The following is a 21845-nucleotide window of genomic DNA, read 5'->3' as shown; positions in this document are numbered from 1 at the left end:
GCGAGGCGAGGCGTTCGTCACTTCACGTCTTTCGCAGTGCCGCCTCGCGCCTTCAGCGCAGCGGCGTAGAGATCGGAGGCATCCTTGTGGAAGGCCGCGCGGGAATCGGGCCGCGAATAGAACATATGGCCGCCCGGATATACCGCGAGGTCGATCCGCCTGTCGCCGCCGAAGGCCGGGAGTTGGTCGATCAGAAGCTTCGAGACGAAGTACGGCGTCACGAGATCGGTGAAGCCGTGGGCCACGAGGACGCGCAGGTTGCCGTCGAGGGCCATGACGCCGCGAAGGGCGCCGAGGGATTCCGGGGCCATGCGCCCGCCGCCCCAACCCCAGCCCCGGCTGACCGCGCCGTTGAGAAGTTCGTAGCGCAGGTCCGGCACGCGGTAGTTCAGTTTCGAGGCGTAGAGTTCGATCATCGCGCTCGTCAGCGGCGCCTGCATCGCGGTGAGCAACGGGTCCTCGAAGCCGGAGAAGGTCGCGGCCGGGTCCGGATCCCATCCGGTGATGCCGGTATCGTAGGCGCTGGCGACACGGCCCTCCTCCGCGCCGATCTCGCGCTGGACGCTGTTGGAACTCAGGCGACCAGCCTGACGCCGGACGAAGGCCGGATCGAGACCGGTGATGGCCCCCACCCTGTCGCCGAGCCGTGCCAGAGCCGTCTGGTCGGACGGGCCCTTGAGCAGGTCGGCGAGATAATCGCCGGTGGCATAGGCCTCGGTCTCGGCCAGAGCCTTCCGACTCGGCGTACCCCCGGCCCGCTCGATGGCGCCGGCGGCGTAGGACGGCAGCTTCGTCACGTGGCCCCAGGGGGTCGTGCGCGGCGATTGCAGCCAGGCGAAATCGAGGACGGGCGACAGGAGAACCATGCCGGACAGGCCGATGCCGATCTCCTCCTGCAGCTTTGCCGCGATGAGCGGCCCGCGAAAGCCGCCATAGCTCTCACCGACGAAGAACTTGGGCGCAGCGATCCGGTCGTTTGTGCGCAGCCATCGGGCGATGGCCGAGGACAGCACCGACGCATCGGCATCGACGCTCCAGTAGCGCTTGGCGTCGCCATCCGCCGCGCGGCTGTATCCCGTGCCCACGGGATCGATGAAGACGAGGTCGGTGAAATCCAGCCACGTGCCGTCGTTGGGGACGAGGCTCACGGGCGTGGACGGGCTGATGCTCGTGCCGTCGAGGGGCAGGCGCCAGGGTCCGATCGCGCCGATATTGAGATAGGCCGAGGCCGCGCCGGGGCCGCCGTTGATCGCGAAGGTCACGGGCCGGGTCGCCTCGCTCCGGTCCGCGAGACGATAGGCGATGAAGGCGATCTCCGCCTGGAGCTTTCCGCCCTCATCCACCAGGGGCAGGCTGCCGGCGGTGGCGGTGAAGCGCAGGGTGCGGCCATCCGGCAGGGTGACGCTGTGCTCGGTGGTGACGTCGGAGGGAAGCTTGCGTCCTTCCGGCCCTCGCGGCTCGGTGGTCCGCCGCTCCTGCGGCCTGTCGCCCGCTTGAGGCGATTGTGCCATGCCCGGTTGAGCGGCGACGAGGGCGATGGCGGACAGGGCGAGGGCGAGTAGCCTCGCGCCGCCATCGCGACGGCTCGGGGTCGAGATGATCGAACCTCGGATCATGCGGCTCCCTTTGCGGTGATAGGCGGCGTGGTCACGCCTTTTTCTGCCAGCGGCCGGATTCGTCCTGCTGCCAGTAGGCGATGGTATGGCCTGCTTCCTTCGCCTGCTTCCACTGCGCCCGCGCACCGAGCAGCGCGTCCTGATCGTTGCCGTCGAACAGAACGCAGATGCGCTGATACTCCGACGCATCGGGCGGCAGCGGCGCGCCGTCCACGAGAAAACGGATGGCGGCGGCGTTGGGGTTGCCCTCCTGCAGGGTCAGCACGACGGGCTGGCTCGCCGCCTGCGGGTCACGGTCCGTCCCGTGCGGCAGGAAGCTGTCGTCGCTATAGGTCCAGAGATGATCGTCGAGGGCCTGGAGCCGCTCCTCTCCCGATACCTGGATCGCCGCGCGCCATTGGCGCTCCAACGATCGCTCGACGAGGTTCGGAAGAACCTTTTCGAGGGGCTGCTGCTGGAGATGGTAGAACAGGATCTCGGTCACGCGGCCCAGGATAGGCCAATGCCGCTGTTTTGAAAGCGGCGGGATGCCGCTCTTCAGGCGGGCACGATGAAATGAGGGACGAACAGGGCGGCGTTGTCGGTGATCGGCCCCGCGCTCTCCCGGATGCAGAGGCCCGCCGCCTCGTCCCCCACCATCCACGAGCCGATGACGGGCCGGCGGCCTGCGAAGTCCGGCAGTACGGCAAGCGCCTGGCGGATATGCCGCCCGCCGCCGTAAGGGCCGTGATCCTGTGCCAGCACGGCACCGTCGCGCACCATGAGGATGTTCGCGCCTTCCCGCGAGACCAGGGGTTTCTTGACGAAGGACGTCCCGAGGGAAGCTTTTCTCGGATCCTCCTCGAAGAAGGCCGGCAGCAGGTTTGGGTGACCGGGTTCGCGGGCATGGAGATGCGCGAGCAATCCCTTGTTCGACAGGATGGCCTTCCACGGAGGCTCGATGAACCGGGTCGTTGTCACGTCGAGTTCCGCACCGAAGGCATCCGCGAACGCCCATTCCCAGGGGTAGAGCTTGAACAGCCGCGGGATCGGCGCGTGAACGCGGTCGACGAAACGTCCGTCCTCGTCCCGCCCGATATCGGCGAGGTCGAGGAAGCGGGTCGCGAGCCCCGCTTGGCGCGCGCAATCTTCGAGATAGGCCACCGTGCCCCTGTCCTCGGGCGCATCGGCATAGGCGGTGAAGGCCAGCGCGCCGTCACCGCGAAGCGCGCGGAAGCGGGCCACCAGCTTCTCGTGGAGGGAGTTGAACTGGTCGGCCGCCTCGGGCAGCGTGCCGGTTCGCAGCCCCTCTTCCAGCCAGAGCCATTGAAACACGCCGGACTCGTAGAGGGCGGTGGGCGTGTCGGCATTGTATTCGAGAAGCTTGGCCGGCCCGGCGGATGCCCCGCCATAGGAGAAGTCGAGGCGCCCGTAGAGGGAGGGGTCTCCCCGTTTCCAACTCGCGCGGATCGCATCCCGGGCATGGAAGGGAATGTCGAGGGAGGCCAGGATCCGCTCGTCCTCGACGGCATCTGCGACGAAGGCGAGGCACAGGGCGTGGATCTCCGCGCTCGGCCCTTCGAGATCGGTCTCGATCTCGGCCAGCGTGAAGGCGTAGGCGTGGCTCTCGGACCAGTACGCCGCGCCATCGAGGGTGTGGAAGGTGAAACCATGCCGGCGGGCGGTGTCTCGCCAGTCCGGTCGTTCGCCGATGGCCACGCGCCGCATCAGCCGCCGCTTCCATGGCTCGAAAAGCCATGCGACGAGAACGAACGGCCGGTGCTTCCAAAGCCGCCGTATGCGACTTGGCGCACCGTTGACGAGGCGACCCGCGCAGTGGAGGACGCACCGCCCGAAGACGTGGTGATCCGTCCGCCCCAAGCCGTGCAATAGCCCGCGCTACCCGAGTGGCCGGCGCTGACCGCACTCACGGACGTCGGCGCATGGTCGAAGATCGGCTGGGGCGTGAGTTCCTGATCCGCCCGCCTGCCGATGACGTAGCCGGCCATCCTCGGAACGAAGCGCCCGGTCGCACTCAGGACGATGCCGTCCCCGGGCAGGCAGTGGGACGCGCCGTGATGCGCCTCGCAATCGATCATCGTCGCGTAGAGCGGTGCGGCTCCGGGATAGCTCGCGCGGGCCGTGAGATACTCGTCCCGGCAATCCGCGTCCGTCCGAATGCGTCCGGCCATACAAGCCTCCGCATTCGGGTAGACGAGCACATCTTCCTCGTTCTGCGACGGATCGATGCGCGCCAGACCGAAGGCGGCTGCGCCTGCTCCCGCCAGCATGACGAGGGTGACCGTCTGCGAGCGCATGAGGCGCGGCGGCTTGACGGGTGTCGGTGATCTGGTCTCGGATGGCATCCCGGTATGGGTCGCCTTCCGACGACCTGCTCCCTCACGGCACGATGCCGCATGGACCTGAATGTAGGATCGAGCTTGACCGTTTGAAACGGGCGGCGGAAAAATTCGCCGATCGCCGGCTCAGTAGGTCATGGATGCAGCGTTGACGATGCCGCCCGCCAGGGACGACGCGGCAAGCAGGATGGACGCGGCCATCTCCCCGCCCTCGATGCGCCGAGACAGATCCGGCAGGATCAGCCGAACGACGAAATAGACCAGGATCTGCACGATGAGGGCGACCAGCCCCCAGACGATGCAGTCGAGGATCGATTGCGCGTTGTAGATCGCCACCGAGAGCGGCAGCGTGTATCCGATGAGGCTTCCGCCCAGCGCGATGGCGGCCGAGGCGTTGTTCGCGCGGATCAGCGCGATCTCGCGATGAGACGTCGCCGACAGGTAGACCGCGAGATAGACCGCCACTAGGCCGAAGGCCGCCGCCACGTAGGCGATGAAGGCGGGCAGACCCGAGATCGAGACCATGCGCCCGTCCCGCGCTCAGACCAGCCGGCTCTGCACGATGGCGGCCGAGATGAAGCTCTTGAATAGCGGGTGCGGCTCGAACGGCCGCGATTTCAGTTCCGGGTGGAACTGCACGCCGATGAACCAGGGATGGCCGGCATGTTCCACCGTCTCGGGCAGGAGGCCGTCCGGTGACAATCCCGAGAAGCGCAGGCCCTTGGCCTCCAGCCGCTCGCGATAGGCCATGTTGACCTCGTACCGGTGCCGGTGACGCTCGGAGATCTCGGTGCCGCCGTAGATCTCGGCGATCTTGGTATCCGCACCGAGAGTCGCCTTGTAGGCGCCGAGCCGCATGGTGCCGCCGAGATCGCCCTGGGCCGCGCGCCGTTCCAGTTCATTGCCCTTGAGCCATTCGGTGAGCAGGCCGACCACTGGTTCTTCGGTTTCCCCGAACTCCGTGGAATTGGCGTCCTCGACCCCGGCGAGGGAGCGGGCCGCCTCGATCACGGCCATCTGCATGCCGAAGCAGATGCCGAAATACGGGATCTTGCGCTCACGAGCGTAGCGCGCCGCCCGGATCTTGCCTTCGGCGCCGCGCTGGCCGAACCCGCCGGGGACCAGGATGCCGTTGATACCCTCGAGGAAGGGCGCCGGATCACCGCCCTCGAACACCTCCGACTCGATCCATTCGAGGTTCACCTTCACCCGGTTGGCGATGCCGCCATGGGTGAGCGCCTCGGACAGCGATTTGTAGGCGTCCTTCAGGCCGGTATACTTGCCGACGATGGCGATGGAGACCTCGCCCTCGGGATTGCGCACGCGCTCGGAAATCGTCGTCCAGCGCACGAGATCCGGCTCACCCTTGGGCTCGATGCCGAAATGCGCCAGGACTTCCCGGTCGAGGCCGGCCTCGCGGTAGGAGAGCGGCACGTCGTAGATCGAGGCGACGTCCCGCGCCTCGATGACGGCAGTCTCGCGCACGTTGCAGAATAGGCCGAGCTTGCGCCGCTCCTCCACCGGGATCGGACGGTCGCAGCGGCAGAGCAGGATGTCGGGCTGGATGCCGATGGAGCGCAGTTCCTTGACGGAGTGCTGCGTCGGCTTGGTCTTCAACTCGCCGGCCGAGGGGATATACGGCAGCAGCGTCAGGTGGACGAAAGCGACGGTGCCGCGCGGCAGTTCCTGTCCGAGCTGGCGGATCGCCTCGAAGAAAGGCAGGCCCTCGATGTCACCCACCGTGCCGCCGATCTCCACGAGGACGAAATCGAACGCCTCGTTGCCCTCGAGCACGAACGCCTTGATGGCGTTGGTGACGTGCGGGATCACCTGGATCGTCGCGCCGAGATAGTCGCCGCGGCGCTCCTTCGTGATGATGTCGAGATAGATCCGGCCGGTGGTGATGTTGTCGGCCTTGGTGGCGGCGAGGCCGGTGAAGCGCTCGTAATGGCCGAGGTCGAGATCGGTCTCCGCACCGTCGTCGGTGACGAACACCTCGCCGTGCTGGGTCGGGCTCATCGTGCCCGGATCGACGTTCAGGTAAGGATCGAGCTTGCGCAGTCGGACCGTGTGCCCGCGCGCCTGCAGGAGGGCCGCGAGGGCGGCGGAAGCGAGACCCTTGCCGAGCGAGGAAACCACGCCGCCGGTGATGAATACGTACCGCGTCATGGGCTTCGGCTCATAAACAAGGGTGAGTGATTCGCCAAACTTCAAACGACCCCGCCGCCAACGGCGGCAGGGCGGAATCGACGCGAACTGTGGACAAGGCGGACCGGCGACGGTTCGAAGCGAGTTGCGGCCGGTCCGACACGCCTCGCGGGGCCGTCATCAGCGCGACTGGGGCGCCTCGGGGGTCGCGGGCTGGGCCGCGCCCTGACCCGGACGAAGGGTCTCGAGCAGATTGCCGTTGGGCGCCACCGGCTGGGTCGTGGCGGCTCCGTCGAGGATCGACTTCGGTGCGGCGCTGCGATGGGAGATGACCGCCAGCGTCATGCTGGTGGTGAAAAACAGAGCGGCCAGGATCGCCGTGGCCCGTGTCAGCGCGTTGGCCTGTCCGCGCCCGGTCATGAAGCCCGACACGCCGCCGCCGCTGCTGCCACCGCCGAGTCCGAGACCACCTTCCGAGCGCTGCAGCAGGACCACGGCGATGAGGGCGAGAACGACGATGAGGTGAATCGAGATCAGGACGGCATTCATGGCAATTCAGTCCGATGTTCCTGGTCCGTGAACCGCGAGGGCTGCCATCCGGCGGCCGGCGCGACCCGTCGAGGAACGTCTGCGAAGGGCAGGCTCCTACACGAGATGGTGTCCCGCGCCAAATCCCGCATGGCGTATCAGCGGAGGTCGCCTCAGGCGTAAGCGGCCGCGATCCCCAGGAAGTCGGAGGCCACGAGACTCGCGCCGCCGACCAGCGCCCCGTCGACATTCTCCACTGCCATCAATTCGCGGGCATTGCCCGGTTTGACCGACCCTCCATAGAGGATGCGCACCTTCGCCGCTTCCGCTCCGATGAGCTGGCCCAGCATTTCGCGCAGCGAGGCATGGACCTCGGCGACGTCCGAAGGCGTCGGGGTCAAGCCGGTGCCGATCGCCCAGACGGGCTCGTAGGCGATGACCGTATCGGAGGCCTTGGCACCCTTGGGGACGCCGATGGCGAGCTGGGCACGGACGATGTCGAGGGTGCGACCTTCTTCGCGCTCCTCCTGCGTCTCGCCGACGCAGATGATGCCGCAGAGTCCGGCACGGCGAGCGCCGAGAGCCTTGGCATGAACGCCGTCATCGGTCTCGTGGTGATAGGCGCGCCGCTCCGAATGCCCGACGATGACGTAGCTCGCGCCGAGATCGGCCAGCATCTCGGCGGAAATGCTGCCGGTGAAGGCGCCGCTGGCCTTGGCGTGCAGGTTCTGTCCGCCGATGGAAACAACCGACCCGTAGACGGCCGCCACGCAGGACGAGATCAATGTCGAGGGCGGGCAGATGAGGACGTCGATCCGAGAGCAGAGTTCGGGCGATAGCCCGTCGCGGATGGCCTCGACCACCGGAACCGAACTGCGCAGGCCGTTCATCTTCCAGTTGCCGGCGATCAGCGGCCGCCGTCCCGACTTCGACATCGTATCCCTCGCGCTCAGATGCTGCTGTCCCGGCTTCACCGGATCGTGAGCGGGGCCGTAACAGAGCCGACTTGCCGGCGCAAACATAGAGCCCTGGATCGCCCCGGCCTTTGCTGAGGCGAGCGGATGGTCTATCGCGGACGGCTTGGAGCCGTGCCCCGGCACGCCATCACGACGGATTTTCGAACGTTCCGATGCTGCAGAACATGCGTAGTGCGAGCCAGCATTGGCTCGGCAAGATCATTCTCACGGTGGTCTTCACCTTCCTCATCGCCGGCGTCGCGATTTTCGGCGTGGAAGATTTCTTCCGCTCGAACTCCGCCACGACCGTGGCCACGGTGGGAAAGACGCAGATCACCTCGGAGGCGGTGCGGTCGGCCTACCAGCTGCAGCTGCAGCGCTACCAGAGCCAGCTCCAACGCAGCCTGACGCCCGAACAGGCCAGGGGCCTCGGTCTCGACCGGCAGGTTCTCTCGCAGCTGATCAGCGAGGCCTCCCTCGACCAGCAGGCCAAGGACCTGGGTCTTGTGATCCCCGATGCGGCGGTGTTGCGCGCGATCCAGGAAGAGCCGACCTTCAAGGGGGCCAACGGCTCCTTCGACCAGACCCTGTTCTTCCAGACGCTGCAACGCGCAGGGATCAACGAGGCGATGTTCGTGCGCGACCAGCGCGCCGCCGCCGGACGGCTCCAGATCGCCGAGGCCGTGGCCGCTGACGTTCACGTCCCCGCAGCCCTGCGCGAGGCCGTTCACCGCTACACCACCGAGCGCCGGGCGGCCTCGTTCCTGATGCTGCCTCCGTCCGTAGCGGGCGACATTCCCGCACCGACGGACGAGGAGGTGAAGGCCTTCTACGACGAGAACAAGAGCTCCTTCCGCGCGCCGGACTATCGGGCCGTGACCCTCCTCGCCCTCGATCCGCAGGCGATGGCCAAGCCCGACGCGGTCACGGACGAGGACGTGCAGAAGCGATACGACCTCGCCAAGGCGCAATACGGCACGCCGGAGCGGCGCACGATCCAGCAGATCGTGTTCCCCGACGAGGCCTCTGCCGAGACGGCGCGCAGGGAGATCGAATCCGGCGAGAAGCCGTTCGAGGCCGTTGCCCTCGCGCGCGGCGTCGATGCGAAGGAACTGTCCCTTGGGAACCTGACGAAGGCCGAACTGTTCGACCCGGCGGTGGCCGATGCCGCGTTCTCGCTGGCGCAGAACACCGTGAGCACGCCGGTCAAGGGTCGCTTCGGCACTGTACTCCTCCGCGTGACCGCCATCGAGCCCGAGACACGCAAGCCCCTCACGGAGGTGGCGCCGGAGATCCGCAAGACGATCGCTCTCGAGCGCGCCAAGACCGCCGTCGAGAAGGACCACGACACGATCGAGGACGAGCGCGCCAACAGCAAGCCGCTGGCCGAGATCGCCAAGGAGCGGGGCCTTACCCTCGTGACGGTGCCGGCGGTGAGCGCCCAGGGAGTGGATCCGTCGGGTCAGCTCGTGGATTCCATCCCGGATCGGGAGACGACGCTGCCGATCGTGTTCCGCTCCGAGATCGGGAGCGACACCGAGGCGCTTCGTCTCAAGTCGGGCGGCTACGTCTGGATCGACGTCACCGGCATCGACCATGCCCATGACAAGCCCCTCGACCAGGTGCGGGATCAGGCTGCCGTGCAGTGGCGCGCCGCCGAGGTGGCCAAGCGCCTGTCGGAGAAGGCCCGCAGCCTGACCGAGCGTCTGGACAAGGGCGAATCCATCGACGCGCTGGCGACGGAGGTCGGCGTGCAGGTGCAGACCTCAACGGACATCGCCCGCAGCCAGGGCAAGGACGGCCTCTCGGCCGACGTGGTCAACCGCCTCTTCGCCGTTCCGGTGGACAAGGCCGTCTCGGTGGAATCCGGCGAATCGCGCGTGGTGGCCAAGGTCACGGCGGCGACGATGCCCGCCTTCGTGCCCGGCAGCCCTTCCGACGAGGCGATCTCCAAGCGGTTCCAGGCGACCCTCATCGACGACATCCTCGGCGAGTACATCGCCGACGTTCAGAAGAGCGTCGGGATCACCGTCAACCAGACGGCGTTCCGGCGCGCGATCGGCGGCGAGTACTGAACCGACCATGTTTCAGGAGCCGGAATACGCCGCCTTCGCGGAAGTCTACGAGGCAGGGCGGCCGTCCCTCCTCAACCTGACTCTGGTGGCCGATCTGGAAACTCCAGTCGCCGCATTCCTCAAGCTGCGGGCGGTTCATGCCGGCGCGGCCTTCCTCCTCGAATCCGTCGAGGGCGGTGTGGTACGCGGCCGCTACTCGATGATCGGCCTCGACCCCGATCTCGTCTGGCGCTGCCGTGACGGCCGGCCGGAGACCGCACGGGGCAGCGACCTGTCGGTGTTTGAACCCGACGACGCCTCGCCGCTGGCGAGCCTGCGATCGCTCATCGCCGAGTGCGCCATCGGAGCCGATGACACCACCGAGCTTCCTCCCATGGCGGCGGGCCTCTTCGGCTATCTCGGCTATGACATGGTCCGCGCCATGGAACGGCTCGGCGAGTCGAATCCCGATCCCCTTGGCGTTCCCGACGCGATCCTCGTCCGGCCGCGCATCATGGTGGTGTTCGATGCCGTGCGCGACATCATCACCGTGGTCGCCCCGGTGCGTCCGGGTGCGAATGTATCGGCGCGTTCGGCCTATGAAGGCGCCCTCGCCCGTCTTGAGCGGGTGGCCGATATCCTGGAAGGTCCGCTTCCGGTGGAGTCGCGGATCGACCCCCGCTCCATCGCTCATCCCGAGCCGATCTCGAACACGTCGCCGGACACCTATCTCGACATGGTCGCGCGCGCGAAGGAGTACATCGTCGCCGGTGACGTCTTCCAGGTCGTGCTATCCCAGCGCTTCGAAGCGCCGTTCACGCTGCCGGCCTTCGCTCTCTACCGTTCGCTGCGCCGGACCAATCCCGCCCCCTTCCTGTGCTACCTCGATTTCGAGGCGTTTCAGGTGGTGTGCTCGTCGCCCGAGATTCTCGTGCGCGTGCGCGACGGTCGCGTCACGATCCGCCCCATCGCCGGGACGCGCCGGCGCGGCGCCAATCCGACGGAGGACAAGGCCCTGGCCGAGGAACTGCTGGCCGATCCGAAGGAGCGCTCCGAGCACCTTATGCTGCTCGATCTCGGCCGCAACGATGTCGGCCGGGTCTCGCGCATCGGCAGCGTGACCGTGACGGGGTCGTTCTTCCTGGAATACTACAGCCAGGTCATGCACATCGTCTCGAATGTCGAAGGCGATCTCGATCCGAGCCACGATGCGCTTGATGCCCTTGCGGCCGGGTTTCCGGCAGGCACCGTCTCCGGTGCGCCCAAGGTCCGGGCGATGGAGATCATCGACGAACTGGAGCGCGAGAAGCGCGGACCCTATGGCGGCTGCATCGGCTATTTCGGTGCGCGCGGCGAAATGGACACCTGTATCGTTCTCCGTACTGCCATCGTGAAAGACGGCCGGATGCACGTTCAGGCGGGCGCCGGCATCGTCTACGATTCCGATCCGGCCTCCGAGCAGCAGGAATGCGTGAACAAGGCGAAAGCCTTGTTCCGCGCGGCGGAAGACGCGGTGATGTTCGCCAGCCGGGCGCGGCGCGGGCAGTAAGGCTTCCGCGCGAGAAATCAACGCGCAGCATGTCCCGCGATTGCCGATAGACATCGAATCGGTTGTACATCGGCCGGGCTCAATCGCGGGGGAGCGTGATGGCGGGGACCGAGATCGAGGCTATCAGGGCACTCCTCGCGGCCAGTCCACGGTCGTCGAACCTCGCTGAGCGCCGCGAGCGGCTCGACGGGTTCGGCGCGCATTATCCCCTCCCCCACGATGTGACGGTCGCACCCGTCGATGCCGGCGGCGTGCCGGCCGAATGGACCGTGACCCCTGAGGCCGACCCGGCTCGCGTCGTCCTGTTCCTGCATGGCGGCGGATACGTGTCCGGCTCGCTCGACAGTCACCGGCACATGATGGCCGAGACGGGCCGCGTCGCCCGGGCGCGCACGCTGGCGCTGGCGTATCGGCTCGCGCCGGAGCACCCGTTTCCTGCAGCCCTCGACGATGCCCTGGCGGGTTACCGATTCCTCCTCGAATCGGGCCTCAGCCCCGACAACATCGTCCTGTCCGGGGAGAGTGCCGGCGGCGGGCTGGCCCTGGCGACGGCCCTCTCGCTGCGTGATGCCGGCCTGCCGCTGCCGCGCTGTCTCTGGCTCGCCTCGCCCTGGGTCGATCTGGAGATGACCGGCGCCAGCATGGACACCAAGGCGGCGGTCGATCCCCTGATCCAGCGGGAATACCTTACGGAACTCGCCGAGGCTTATCGCGCCGGGAGGGATGCTGCGAACCCGCTGATCTCGCCGCTCCACGCCGATCTGGAAGGCCTGCCGCCGATGCTGATCCAGGTCGGCACCACCGAGACCCTGCTGGACGATTCCCTTCGCCTTGCCGGGTTGGCCGCCTCGGCGGACGTCGCGGTGACGCTTCAGGCCTGGCCGCACATGATCCATGCCTGGCACATGTTCTATCCGCAGCTCGCCGAGGGGCGGCAATCGCTGGCGAGCGCCGGTGCCTTCATCCGCGCGCATCTGGGAGACGGCACCGCCGTCCGGCATCCGACGATCGGGGCCTGAGAGCGGGCGCGGCACGAGAACGCTTGACCCTCCCCCCTCACCTCGTCACACGAGGGGGATCAAGAGAAGCGCGATCATGGCCAACGTCCTCGTCATCGACAATTACGATTCCTTCACCTGGAATCTTGTCCATCTCATCGGGCCCCTCTGCGGATCGATCGACGTCGTGCGCAACGACCGGATCACCATCGATGAGATCCGCGAGCGCGCGCCCGACGCTGTGGTCCTGTCGCCGGGGCCGTGTACGCCCAACGAGGCCGGCGTGTGCCTCGATGTGGTGCGCGATCTCTCCGGCGACATACCGATCTTCGGTGTCTGCCTCGGCCTCCAGGCGATCGGGCAGGCTTTCGGCGGCGACGTGGTGCGCGCGCCAAAGCCGATGCACGGCAAGGTCTCGAGCATCACCCACCGGGCCACGGGGGTCTTTCGCGGTCTGAACGGCCCCTTCGATGCCACGCGGTATCACTCGCTCGTGGTGAAGCGCGACGGCTGTCCGCAGGACCTCGTCGTCACGGCGGAAGCGGACGGGCTCATCATGGCGCTGGAACATTCCACGCTGCCGGTCCACGGCGTCCAGTTCCACCCGGAGAGCATCCTCTCGCATCACGGTTCGCAGATCCTGCGCAACTTCCTCGACATCGCCGCCGCATGGAACGAGGCACGTGACAATCGAAGGGCCGGCGTGCATTGACGCGTCAGTCAGAACTGACTTACCGCGTCGAACAGCCATGGACACTTTCAAGCCGCTCCTCGCGAAAGTCGCGGCCGGGTCGAGTCTCGACCGGGCCGAAGCACGCGCCGCGTTCGACGACCTGCTCTCGGGAGAAGTGACGCCGGTCCAGGCCGGCGCCTTCCTCATCGCCCTGAAGGTGCGCGGCGAAGCCGAGGACGAGATCGTCGGCGCGGTGGAGGCCATGCGGGCGCGGATGGTGCGGGTGGCCCCCGTACCCGGCGCCATCGACATCGTCGGCACCGGCGGCGACCATTCCGGCAGCTACAACGTCTCGACCCTGGCGGCGATCCTCACGGCGGCCTGTGGCGTACCCGTGGCCAAGCACGGCAACCGCGCGGCCACCTCGCGCTCCGGCGCGGCCGACGTCCTGGTCTCCCTCGGCGTCAAGATCGGTCTCGCCCCGGAGGGACTGGCCCGCTGCCTCGCGCAGGCGGACCTCTGCTTCATGTTCGCCCAGACCCATCACGCCGCCATGCGCCACGTGGCGCCGGTGCGCTCCGAACTGCCGACACGGACCATCTTCAACCTGCTCGGCCCGCTCTCGAATCCGGCCGGTGTCGAGCGCCAGCTTTTGGGCGTGTCCACCGAAGCCTGGGCGGAGCCCCTGACCCGCGTCCTCGGCGAACTCGGCAGCACACGGGTCTGGACGGTGCACGGGTCGGACGGGCTCGACGAGATCACCGTCACCGGCCCGACGCGGGTGGTCACGCTCGAGAACGGGCGGATCGGCCGTTTCACCATCGATCCGCGGGAGGTCGGCCTGCCGCTCTGGACCCTCGAGGATCTGCGCGGGGGCGATCCCGACCATAACGCGCACGCGCTGAACGCCGTCCTCGCGGGCGAGCGCAACGCCTATCGCGACATCGCCGTTCTCAATGCGGGGGCCGGCCTCGTGGTTGCCGGTGCCGCACAGAGCTTGCGCGAAGGCGTGGCGCGCGCGGCATCCGCCATCGATGAGGGCACGGCCAGAGCGACCCTCGCGCGCCTCGTCGCGGTCTCCAACTCATGAAAGAGGCGTCGATGAGCGAGGCGAAACCCATGGCGGACGTCGGTTCGGCTCCGGCTGCCACAGACCGGCGAGACGTGCTCGCCCGGATCGAGGCCTACAAGCGCCGCGAGATCGCCGAAGCCAAGCTGCGCGTCCCCCTCGCGAAGCTGGAGAAGCGGATCGAGAAGGCCGCGCCGGTTCGGCCCTTCGCCGATGCCATCGCCGCCCATATCGCGAAAGGGCGTCCCGCCCTCATCGCCGAGGTGAAGAAGGCCTCGCCGTCCAAGGGCCTGATCCGGGCGGATTTCGACCCCGCCACCCTGGCGGCGGCCTACGAGGCGGGTGGCGCCACCTGTCTCTCGGTGCTCACCGACACACCCTCCTTCCAGGGCAAGCCGGAATACCTCACCGAAGCACGCGACGCCTGTTCGCTCCCCGTTCTGCGCAAGGACTTCCTGTTCGAGCCGTACCAGGTGTTCGAGGCCCGGGCCTGGGGCGCCGATTGCGTGCTGGCCATCATGGCGTGCCTCGACGACGACGAGGCGCTGGCCATCGTCGAGACCGCGCACGATCTCGGCATGGACGTGCTGGTGGAAGTGCATGACGAAGAGGAACTCGCCCGCGCGATTCCACTGGGTACCCGGCTGCTCGGCATCAACAACCGCAACCTGAAGACCTTTGAGGTTTCCTTCGATACGGCGATCCGTGTGGCCAAAGGTGTGCCGTCCGACCGTATCGCCGTCGCCGAGAGCGGTATCACCGGCCATGCCGACGTTCTTCGCCTGGAGAAGGGCGGGCTTCGCACCGTCCTCGTCGGCGAGAGCCTGATGCGGGAAGCGGACGTGACCAAGGCGACGAAGCGCCTTCTGTTCGGTAAGGCCGGCAAATGAGCGCCCTCACGCATCTCGATGCGGCGGGCGCCGCCAACATGGTCGATGTCTCCGACAAGGCCGCCACCACCCGCACGGCGCGCGCCCAGGGCGTGGTGGTGATGTTGCCCGAGACCCTGCGCCTGATCCGCGAAGGCGATGCCAAGAAAGGCGACGTGATCGGCACGGCACGGCTCGCGGGCATCATGGCCTCGAAGCGCACGCACGAACTCATTCCGCTGTGCCATCCGCTGCTGATCTCCAAGGTCCGGGTGGAATGCGAGCCGGACGATTCGTTACCCGGCCTGCGCGTCACCGCCGAGGTCAAGGTGATCGGCCCGACAGGGGTCGAGATGGAGGCCCTCACCGCCGTCTCCATCGCCTGCCTGACGATCTACGACATGGTGAAGGCCGCCGATCGCGGCATGCGGATCGAAGGCATTCACCTCCTTGCCAAGGATGGCGGAAAGTCCGGCTCGTACCGGGCCGAGGACGCCTCGTGAGCAAGCTCATTCCGGTAGAGGAGGCGCTCGCGCGCATCCTCGCCAGTGCCGCCGAGCCGGTGACGGCCGAGACGGTGGCGGTGGCAGAGGCCTTTGGTCGGACGCTGGCCGAGGATGTGTCCGCCCTGCGCACGCAGCCGCCCTTCCCGGCTTCCGCCATGGATGGCTATGCGGTGCGTGCCGAGGATGTCGCAACCGTTCCGGTGACGCTGAAGCTCATCGGAATGAGCGCGGCGGGCCATGGCTTTTCCGGCACGATCGGCCCCGGCGAGACCGTGCGGATCCTGACGGGGGCTCCGGTGCCGGCGGGGGCCGACACGATCCTCATTCAGGAGAATGCCGAAGTTTCGAACGATCTGGTCACGGCGAAGGAGACGGTGGCGGCCAAGCGCCATATCCGCGTTCCGGGCCTCGACTTCCGCTCCGGCGATCCCCTCCTGCGGGCGGGCGAGAGCCTGGATGCGCGCCGCCTCGCCCTGGCGGCGGCCGGCGGCCACGCCACCCTTTCGGTTCGTCGCAGGCCGCGGGTCGCGATCCTCGCCACCGGCGACGAACTCGTGGCACCGGGCGAACCGGCCCGCTGGGATCAGATCGTCGCCTCGAATGGGCTGGCGGTGGCGAGCCTCGCCCGTGAAGCGGGCGCCGAACCGATCGATCTCGGCATTGCCGGCGACAGCCTCGCATCCCTCGAAGCGGCCCTCGCACGGGCGCGGGACGCGAAAGCCGATCTCCTCGTGACCCTCGGCGGCGCCTCGGTGGGCGATCACGATTTCGTCCAGGCGGCCCTGCATCGCGAAGGGCTGGAACTCGGTTTCTGGCGCGTCGCCCTACGCCCCGGCAAGCCACTGATGCATGGGCGCCTCGGGCCGATGATGGTCATCGGGTTGCCGGGCAATCCGGTCTCTGCTGTCGTCTGCGGCCTGCTCTTCGTCGTGCCGGCGATCCGCGCCCTCCTCGGCGACCCCAAGGCCGGGGCCGACCGCAGCGAGCCGGCGATCCTCGGCGCCGACATGCCGGCCAACGACATCCGACAGGATTACATGCGAGCCCGGGTGGAGACCAAGGTGGACGGCTTTCCCACGGTCCATGCCGAGACGCGCCAGGATTCCTCGATGCTCTCGGTCCTCGGCCAGTCCGAGGCGCTCCTCGTGCGCCCGCCCGGCGCTCCGGCGGCAAAGCGCGGCGACCCGTGCCGGATCATCCGGTTGGACCGGGCACTTCTCTGATCGACGCCTGCCGGTATTGGCATTCTAAGGACCCTCACCCTCAGGCCCGAACACGAAATCCACGGCCTGCGCCACGATGGCCGGCTGGTAGGCATGCGGGCCGTCATACTCCACCGACGTCACGTCGTAGCCGGCCTCTCTCAACCGGGCCGTATGCACCCGCGCACTGCGATCGATAGGGATCTGCTCGTCCCGTGTCCCGTGCGAGATGAAAATGCGCGGTGATCCGGATTGCAGGTGCACGGAAAGGAATCCCGCCGACGACACGACGAGGTGGGTCACCACATGGCCGTTGGCGAGGCCGGCGGAGAGGGCGTAACTGCCCCCATCCGAATGGCCGGCGAAGACGATGTGCAACGGGTCGAGCATGTAGCGCGACGCCACATCCGTCAGAGCGAGATCGAGCCGTTCGCGGTCCGGCCCATGACCGCCGATGACGAGATCCCAGGTCGGGAACAGGGATTGCGGAACGAGAAGAAGAAATCCACGTGCAGCGGCGTGCTCCTCGAGCATGGGCAAGATCTTCTCCGCGCTGCCGCCTCCGCCATGGAAGAGAACGACGAGTGGTGTCGGCCTGCGTGGATTGATTCCCGGCGGGACCACCAGAATGGCGTCGCGCTCGTCGAAGACGCCGAGGGGATGGCGGCCCGGCGGCATCGGTTCCCTGGTTGCGAGGCGATGCGCGAAGGTGAGCCGCCCGGCAAGTCGTGGATCGATCATGTGGTGAACCTCGCGGCAGCCCGTGTCATGTCGCGCTATTCCGGCTTGGACTCGGTTGCCGGCTTGATCTTCAGCTGGTCGATGATCCAGAGCCAGCCGCCGTCGTCCTGCAACCGTGCCGTCTCGACCGAGATCGTTCCGTTCGGCAGACGCGCGAAGGTCATCGCGACAGATCCGTTACGGATGCTTGGGAGGGCCTCGGCGGCCGGAAACTCGGAGCGACGGGCCAGCAGATCGGTGTAGAAAGTGCGGATCTCCTGCTGCCCCGTCGCCACCACCTTTCCGGCGGCAAGTACCGCGTCCTGTTCGTAGAGAGCGACCAGCCCCTCCACGTCGCCGGCATTGGCCCGCTCGTTGAAGAGACGGGCGAGGTCTTCGGGAGATTGCGCACGCGCGTGTGCCATGGCGTTTCCTTCCGGTTGTCTTACGGGTCTTCTTGAACGCTTCGGTCCTTGAGGCTGAAACATTGCGTTCCCTGGTTTTCAGCTATTTCAACAAGGTACCTTCCGAGTCGCGCACCGCCACGGTGACGGGAATCCCCGCTTTCACGCTCTCGGAGACGGTACAGAAGCGCTCGAACTGTTCGAGAACCTGATCGAGCCGCGGCATCGTCTCCGCCGAAGCGCCAAGCGCGATCCCCACCTCGATCCCACTGATCCTGAGTCGGCCCTCCGCATTGCGCTCCACGCGAAAGCTTGATCGTGCGGCGAGCCCCGGGGCGTCCTGTTTGAACTTTCCGAGAGCGAAGACCAGGCTGGCGCAGAGGCAGTTGGTGACGCCCGCAACCAGTATCTGCTCGGGGAAGGGCCCCTCCCCCCCGCCATACGGCGGAGCCTCATCGACGGCGAGGTTCGGGAAAGCCTCTCCGAAATCGATCTCGAACCGATAGCCCTCAATCTGCCTGATGGTGATGCTGCCGTCACTGCCCATCCGGGACGTCTCCTCGAGGCTTGCTTCGCCGCCGCCTCCCGGACGTGGCGGCAAGGCAACGATCGGCGAACGTGGTCAAGTTCCCTTTCATTCGCCGCTCCCGCATCCGTGTTGACAGCCGTCGATCATTGGCATACCAAATACCAACAGTAGACGCACAGAAAAAGCAAGTGCGCGGAACATCTCTCGGGCGGGGTTTGACCTTTCCGCGAAATGGAGGAAGCGATCACAATGATGCATTGCAGCATTCGTACCCGCAGCATGTCTTGGGCAGAAGCTTGTCTTCGGACGACGACTTCGGGCTTGGCGCCGTGGAGCCTCGGCGAACCGTTCCATCGCGCCTGACCGCCGGGCCGGCCGGCGACGTCAATGAACGCAGTTTCCATCGAAGACGCGAAGCAAGTCATGTCGGACCAAGCTGTTCACGCCGGCATCGACGTCTCGCAACTCGTCGAAGCAGCCGGGGATGCCATCGTCGTCTCCGATCCCGACGGAGCCATCGTCGTCTGGAACGCGGCGGCGGAACGGATCTTCGGCTTCTCGTCGTCCGAGGCGCTCGGCCAGTCCCTTGACCTGATCACCCCCGAACGCCAGCGCCAGCGTCACTGGGATGGTTACGCCAAGACGATGCGGACCGGCATCACCCGTTACGGCACCGAGGTGCTGCGCGTGCCGGCGCTCCACAAGGACGGCCGATCACTCTCGATCGCCTTCACCGTTGGCCTCCTCCACGGTCCCGACGGCACGGTGACCGGTATCCTCGCCATCATCCGCGATGAGACCCGGCGCTGGAACGACGAACGCCAGATGCGCAAGCGTCTGAGCGAGCTCGAAAGCGCCGCCGCTTAGGTGGTGGCACGCAGATCCAAAGGTTTCGCCAGACTAGGGGCCAACACGAGTTCCGGATCAGAACCGGGCATTCGAGCTATCCGATCCATTATCGTTGCATGACGATCGAAAGGGAGAACGTCGAGATGAGCAAGCCGCTTGAAGGCACCAAGATCATCGATTTCACGCACGTCCAGGCTGGCCCGGCCTGCACGCAGCTCCTCGCCTGGTTCGGCGCCGATGTGATCAAGGTCGAGCGTCCCGGTTCCGGCGACGTGACTCGCAACCAGCTTCGCCACGTGGACGATGCCGACGCGCTCTACTTCACCATGCTCAACTCCAACAAGCGTTCGCTGACGCTGGACACGAAGACCCCCGAGGGCAAGGAAGTCCTCGAGAACATGATCAAGCAGTCGGACGTGATGGTGGAGAATTTCGGACCCGGCGCGCTGGACCGCATGGGCTTCTCATGGGCCCGCATCCAGGAACTCAACCCGGGCATGATCCTGGCCTCGGTGAAGGGCTTCTCGGACGGCCACCATTACGAGGATCTGAAGGTCTACGAGAACGTGGCGCAGTGCGCCGGCGGCGCCGCCTCCACCACCGGCTTCTGGGACGGCCCCCCCACCGTGAGCGCCGCAGCGCTCGGCGATTCCAACACCGGCATGCATCTGGCCATCGGTATCCTCACGGCGCTCCACCAGAAGAACAAGACCGGCAAGGGACAGAAGGTCGCCGTGTCGATGCAGGATTCGGTGCTGAACCTCTGCCGCGTGAAGCTGCGCGACCAGCAGCGCCTGGACGCCCTCGGCTACCTCGAGGAGTATCCCCAGTATCCGCACGGCGAGTTCACTGACGTGGTGCCGCGCGGCGGCAATGCCGGCGGCGGCGGCCAGCCTGGCTGGGTGCTGAAGTGCAAGGGCTGGGAGACCGATCCCAACGCCTACATCTACTTCACGATCCAGGGCCATGCCTGGGCTCCGATCTGCAAGGCGATCGGTCGCGAGGAGTGGATCGACGATGCGGCCTACAACACCGCCCGTGCCCGGCAGGACAAGATCATGGACATCTTCGGCACGATCGAAGAGTGGCTCGCCGACAAGACCAAGTTCGAGGCCGTCGATATCCTGCGCAAGTTCGACATCCCGTGCTCGCCGGTCCTGTCGATGAAGGAACTCTCGGTGGATCCCTCGCTTCGCGCCAGCGGCACCATCGTCGAGGTCCAGCACCCGAAGCTCGGTTCGTATCTCACCGTCGGAAGCCCGATCAAGTTCTCCGACATGCCGGTGGAGATCAAGTCGTCGCCGCTCCTCGGCGAGCATACCGACGAGGTCTTGCTCGACCTCGGCTATACCCAGCAGCAGATCGAGCGCCTGCACCAGGCCCGCGCCGTCTGAGGGGGATGCACGGCGGCCCTGTCCCGGGACGGGCCACGGAATCGAGAAGGACGGCGCGCCGCGAGGCGTGCCGTTTTCTTTTGGAGTGGGACGGGCGGACCCATCCTCATGTCCGCCCATGACAGGGCTCGGCGATCGGGCGGCCCTGTCCAGGCGAAGGATCGACACGCGGAACCGGTGGCTTCCTGCCCCAACGACGTCCTCACGCACCGCAGGCCGGCGACGAGGACCAAACAATGGAGCGGCGCGACCGGCAGCCTATAGGCCGGACTGAACGCCCTGCGGACGACGACCGACGAGGTGATCGTGAGACGATGGCCGATGGTCGCGAGACAGATCACCATGTCAAGGTGTGGGTCCCGAGCGGTGAGGGCCTACATATCCGTGGCGCCCTCTTCCAGGTGAAGAGATCCAGCCTGTCGCTCTCGCGGGCAAGCCGCCGTCGTTCACCGCAAAAAACAGCCGATGGCCCTCACGTCACAGGGCGCCACGATTGCATCTCTCAGGCGGACGGCAAGCGCCATGAGCGGTCGCGGTTCTGAGGCCATGACATTCCTGGCGTGGATCGGGATGGCGGTCGACGAGGGGACGATCGATCGCATGTCGTCATCAGCGAGCTTATCGTTTGGGCGCGGAATGCGAACTGGCGAGTCGGCAACCAAGCACTCTCTGCCATGTCATCGGTGGGTCAGCCTTGGCATGACCAGCGTGGAGAGTTGGCTCGGTTGGTGGGCGGAACGAGCGCGGCCTCAGCCATGCCGGGTCCGGCCGCCGTACGGTCTATCCCCCGAGAGATGTGGTGCGGCCCTGATGCCTTGCGACGGGACGGGAAGCCGGGAGACCGCGAACTGTGTCATCCGGCGCCGCTGCGTCCTCTTCATCAGCCACGAGTGCTTCGTAGGGGAGCCAACCGGCGAAGGGTTCCAGATTGTTCGGCTCGGCCGGTCGATACCAGCGCCAGACCTGTCGGGCCGCGCTCGGGGCGTACCAGCGGCCGAGGCGGCCCTCGGCCAGGATCGGGCCGAGGGTCCGATGATTGAGCCAGATCCGCTCGACGATCTGCGGGGCCGTGTGCATCGGGCGCCAGGTCGGCGGCATCGGACATCTCCTGCGGGGGCAAGCACGGGGGTCTGAAACGGGTGCGGGGGCCAGGACGTGGCGTCCGGCCCCCGCACTCAGTCATGGTCGGTCGCTCGGCCTGAGATCAGGCTGCGACCACGCGGGGGGCCGGCTTGGCCTCGTCGGAGACGGCCAGTGCCTGGGCCACCACACGCTTGCGCCATGGCTTCAGCACGGCGATAGCGAGGAGGGAGGCGAGGATGTTGGCGCCGGCTGCGACGAGGAAGACGCCGTCCCAGCTGTTTGTGGCCTGCTGGAGGTAGTTGGCCACGGGCACGAGGAGGGCGGCTGTTCCCTTGGCGGTGTAGAGCAGTCCGGCATTG

At 67.0% G+C, this 21845-nt stretch carries 22 protein-coding genes and 1 pseudogene; 10 read left to right on the top strand and 13 right to left on the bottom strand.

The window, feature by feature from the left end; genetic code table 11:
- Window positions 1-17 precede the first annotated feature (17 nt).
- From MKK51_RS05890 to tpiA, 8 genes are all read right to left on the bottom strand, one after another.
- Window positions 18-1616 (bottom strand): S10 family peptidase, encoded by a 1599-nt coding sequence (locus MKK51_RS05890; RefSeq protein WP_243975631.1) that lies wholly within the window; start codon window positions 1614-1616, stop codon window positions 18-20.
- Between the two features lie 31 nt (window positions 1617-1647).
- Window positions 1648-2100, bottom strand: a complete 453-nt coding sequence (locus MKK51_RS05885; protein ID WP_243975630.1) for a DNA polymerase III subunit chi — start codon at window positions 2098-2100, stop codon at window positions 1648-1650.
- A 53-nt stretch (window positions 2101-2153) separates the two neighbouring features.
- On the bottom strand, window positions 2154-3323 hold the full coding sequence (locus tag MKK51_RS05880) for a glutathionylspermidine synthase family protein (protein ID WP_243975629.1): 1170 nt from the start codon (window positions 3321-3323) through the stop codon (window positions 2154-2156).
- Window positions 3323-3961, bottom strand: a complete 639-nt coding sequence (locus tag MKK51_RS05875; RefSeq protein ID WP_243975628.1) for a DUF1190 domain-containing protein — start codon at window positions 3959-3961, stop codon at window positions 3323-3325. Before MKK51_RS05875 ends, MKK51_RS05880 begins: the two co-directional genes overlap by 1 nt.
- 120 nt (window positions 3962-4081) lie before the next feature.
- Window positions 4082-4480: a DUF350 domain-containing protein gene (locus MKK51_RS05870; RefSeq protein ID WP_243975627.1), complete on the bottom strand. Its 399-nt coding sequence runs from the start codon at window positions 4478-4480 to the stop codon at window positions 4082-4084.
- A gap of 15 nt (window positions 4481-4495) precedes the next feature.
- A complete protein-coding gene (locus MKK51_RS05865) occupies window positions 4496-6124 on the bottom strand; it encodes a CTP synthase (protein WP_243975626.1) in 1629 nt (542 codons plus the stop codon).
- A 159-nt stretch (window positions 6125-6283) separates the two neighbouring features.
- The gene (gene secG, locus MKK51_RS05860; RefSeq protein ID WP_227440150.1) at window positions 6284-6652 is read right to left on the bottom strand and encodes a preprotein translocase subunit SecG; all 369 of its coding nucleotides are present in this window, start codon (window positions 6650-6652) and stop codon (window positions 6284-6286) included.
- Between the two features lie 152 nt (window positions 6653-6804).
- Complete coding sequence (gene tpiA / locus MKK51_RS05855; RefSeq protein WP_243975625.1) at window positions 6805-7566, bottom strand: triose-phosphate isomerase; 762 nt, start codon at window positions 7564-7566, stop codon at window positions 6805-6807.
- A 194-nt stretch (window positions 7567-7760) separates the two neighbouring features.
- Here tpiA and MKK51_RS05850 point away from each other — a divergent pair, with 194 nt between their 5' ends.
- The 8 genes from MKK51_RS05850 (at window position 7761) to glp (ending at window position 16528) form a co-directional block, all read left to right on the top strand.
- Complete coding sequence (locus MKK51_RS05850; protein ID WP_243975624.1) at window positions 7761-9662, top strand: peptidylprolyl isomerase; 1902 nt, start codon at window positions 7761-7763, stop codon at window positions 9660-9662.
- Between the two features lie 7 nt (window positions 9663-9669).
- Entirely contained in the window at window positions 9670-11190 is a 1521-nt protein-coding gene (trpE, locus tag MKK51_RS05845; protein WP_243975622.1) for an anthranilate synthase component I, read from the top strand.
- A gap of 98 nt (window positions 11191-11288) precedes the next feature.
- On the top strand, window positions 11289-12209 hold the full coding sequence (locus MKK51_RS05840) for an alpha/beta hydrolase (RefSeq protein ID WP_243975620.1): 921 nt from the start codon (window positions 11289-11291) through the stop codon (window positions 12207-12209).
- 76 nt (window positions 12210-12285) lie between these two features.
- Entirely contained in the window at window positions 12286-12900 is a 615-nt protein-coding gene (locus MKK51_RS05835; RefSeq protein WP_243975618.1) for an anthranilate synthase component II, read from the top strand.
- A gap of 37 nt (window positions 12901-12937) precedes the next feature.
- Complete coding sequence (gene trpD / locus MKK51_RS05830) at window positions 12938-13951, top strand: anthranilate phosphoribosyltransferase (RefSeq protein ID WP_243975616.1); 1014 nt, start codon at window positions 12938-12940, stop codon at window positions 13949-13951.
- Window positions 13952-13962: 11 nt separating this feature from the next.
- Window positions 13963-14820, top strand: a complete 858-nt coding sequence (gene trpC, locus MKK51_RS05825; protein ID WP_409565627.1) for an indole-3-glycerol phosphate synthase TrpC — start codon at window positions 13963-13965, stop codon at window positions 14818-14820.
- The gene (gene moaC, locus MKK51_RS05820; protein ID WP_243975615.1) at window positions 14817-15302 is read left to right on the top strand and encodes a cyclic pyranopterin monophosphate synthase MoaC; all 486 of its coding nucleotides are present in this window, start codon (window positions 14817-14819) and stop codon (window positions 15300-15302) included. Before trpC ends, moaC begins: the two co-directional genes overlap by 4 nt.
- Window positions 15299-16528 (top strand): gephyrin-like molybdotransferase Glp, encoded by a 1230-nt coding sequence (gene glp / locus MKK51_RS05815; RefSeq protein ID WP_243975613.1) that lies wholly within the window; start codon window positions 15299-15301, stop codon window positions 16526-16528. The genes moaC and glp overlap by 4 nt, the downstream gene beginning before the upstream one ends.
- A 24-nt stretch (window positions 16529-16552) precedes the next feature.
- On the opposite strand, the gene MKK51_RS05810 is transcribed toward glp, so the two are convergent.
- The 3 genes from MKK51_RS05810 to MKK51_RS05800 all read right to left on the bottom strand — a co-directional run bounded on the left by MKK51_RS05810 (window position 16553) and on the right by MKK51_RS05800 (window position 18178).
- Entirely contained in the window at window positions 16553-17248 is a 696-nt protein-coding gene (locus tag MKK51_RS05810; RefSeq protein ID WP_243975611.1) for an alpha/beta hydrolase, read from the bottom strand.
- 35 nt (window positions 17249-17283) lie between these two features.
- Window positions 17284-17652: a YybH family protein gene (locus tag MKK51_RS05805; RefSeq protein ID WP_243975609.1), complete on the bottom strand. Its 369-nt coding sequence runs from the start codon at window positions 17650-17652 to the stop codon at window positions 17284-17286.
- 82 nt (window positions 17653-17734) lie between these two features.
- A complete protein-coding gene (locus MKK51_RS05800) occupies window positions 17735-18178 on the bottom strand; it encodes an OsmC family protein (protein ID WP_243975607.1) in 444 nt (147 codons plus the stop codon).
- 405 nt (window positions 18179-18583) lie between these two features.
- Here MKK51_RS05800 and MKK51_RS05795 point away from each other — a divergent pair, with 405 nt between their 5' ends.
- Window positions 18584-19027, top strand: a complete 444-nt coding sequence (locus MKK51_RS05795) for a PAS domain-containing protein (RefSeq protein ID WP_243975605.1) — start codon at window positions 18584-18586, stop codon at window positions 19025-19027.
- 125 nt (window positions 19028-19152) lie between these two features.
- Window positions 19153-20403 (top strand): formyl-CoA transferase, encoded by a 1251-nt coding sequence (gene frc / locus MKK51_RS05790; protein WP_243975603.1) that lies wholly within the window; start codon window positions 19153-19155, stop codon window positions 20401-20403.
- A gap of 780 nt (window positions 20404-21183) precedes the next feature.
- Here frc and MKK51_RS05785 read toward each other — a convergent pair.
- Both MKK51_RS05785 and MKK51_RS05780 read right to left on the bottom strand, forming a co-directional pair.
- On the bottom strand, window positions 21184-21501 hold the full coding sequence (locus tag MKK51_RS05785) for a hypothetical protein (RefSeq protein WP_243975601.1): 318 nt from the start codon (window positions 21499-21501) through the stop codon (window positions 21184-21186).
- 106 nt (window positions 21502-21607) lie between these two features.
- Window positions 21608-21845: pseudogene (locus MKK51_RS05780) on the bottom strand (oxalate/formate MFS antiporter); the annotation flags it as partial.

This window comes from Methylobacterium sp. E-045 (assembly GCF_022829685.1).
Lineage (GTDB): Bacteria > Pseudomonadota > Alphaproteobacteria > Rhizobiales > Beijerinckiaceae > Methylobacterium.
The sequence above is the reverse complement of the archived record's forward strand: the minus strand, read 5'-3'. Positions and strand labels throughout refer to the sequence as shown.

Excerpts from the sequence above, each read along its gene's own strand:
- MKK51_RS05850 (WP_243975624.1), top strand. The coding sequence starts at position 7,761 with ATGCTGCAGAACATGCGTAGTGCGAGCCAGCATTGGCTCGGCAAGATC.
- tpiA (WP_243975625.1), bottom strand. The coding sequence starts at position 7,566 with ATGTCGAAGTCGGGACGGCGGCCGCTGATCGCCGGCAACTGGAAGATG.
- trpE (WP_243975622.1), top strand. The coding sequence starts at position 9,670 with ATGTTTCAGGAGCCGGAATACGCCGCCTTCGCGGAAGTCTACGAGGCA.
- MKK51_RS05835 (WP_243975618.1), top strand. The coding sequence starts at position 12,286 with ATGGCCAACGTCCTCGTCATCGACAATTACGATTCCTTCACCTGGAAT.
- trpC (WP_409565627.1), top strand. The coding sequence starts at position 13,963 with ATGAGCGAGGCGAAACCCATGGCGGACGTCGGTTCGGCTCCGGCTGCC.
- secG (WP_227440150.1), bottom strand. The coding sequence starts at position 6,652 with ATGAATGCCGTCCTGATCTCGATTCACCTCATCGTCGTTCTCGCCCTC.
- MKK51_RS05800 (WP_243975607.1), bottom strand. The coding sequence starts at position 18,178 with ATGGGCAGTGACGGCAGCATCACCATCAGGCAGATTGAGGGCTATCGG.
- MKK51_RS05870 (WP_243975627.1), bottom strand. The coding sequence starts at position 4,480 with ATGGTCTCGATCTCGGGTCTGCCCGCCTTCATCGCCTACGTGGCGGCG.
- frc (WP_243975603.1), top strand. The coding sequence starts at position 19,153 with ATGAGCAAGCCGCTTGAAGGCACCAAGATCATCGATTTCACGCACGTC.
- trpD (WP_243975616.1), top strand. The coding sequence starts at position 12,938 with ATGGACACTTTCAAGCCGCTCCTCGCGAAAGTCGCGGCCGGGTCGAGT.
- MKK51_RS05890 (WP_243975631.1), bottom strand. The coding sequence starts at position 1,616 with ATGATCCGAGGTTCGATCATCTCGACCCCGAGCCGTCGCGATGGCGGC.
- MKK51_RS05880 (WP_243975629.1), bottom strand. The coding sequence starts at position 3,323 with ATGCGGCGCGTGGCCATCGGCGAACGACCGGACTGGCGAGACACCGCC.
- MKK51_RS05865 (WP_243975626.1), bottom strand. The coding sequence starts at position 6,124 with ATGACGCGGTACGTATTCATCACCGGCGGCGTGGTTTCCTCGCTCGGC.
- MKK51_RS05795 (WP_243975605.1), top strand. The coding sequence starts at position 18,584 with ATGTCGGACCAAGCTGTTCACGCCGGCATCGACGTCTCGCAACTCGTC.
- MKK51_RS05785 (WP_243975601.1), bottom strand. The coding sequence starts at position 21,501 with ATGCCGCCGACCTGGCGCCCGATGCACACGGCCCCGCAGATCGTCGAG.
- MKK51_RS05840 (WP_243975620.1), top strand. The coding sequence starts at position 11,289 with ATGGCGGGGACCGAGATCGAGGCTATCAGGGCACTCCTCGCGGCCAGT.
- MKK51_RS05810 (WP_243975611.1), bottom strand. The coding sequence starts at position 17,248 with ATGATCGATCCACGACTTGCCGGGCGGCTCACCTTCGCGCATCGCCTC.
- MKK51_RS05805 (WP_243975609.1), bottom strand. The coding sequence starts at position 17,652 with ATGGCACACGCGCGTGCGCAATCTCCCGAAGACCTCGCCCGTCTCTTC.
- moaC (WP_243975615.1), top strand. The coding sequence starts at position 14,817 with ATGAGCGCCCTCACGCATCTCGATGCGGCGGGCGCCGCCAACATGGTC.
- MKK51_RS05875 (WP_243975628.1), bottom strand. The coding sequence starts at position 3,961 with ATGCCATCCGAGACCAGATCACCGACACCCGTCAAGCCGCCGCGCCTC.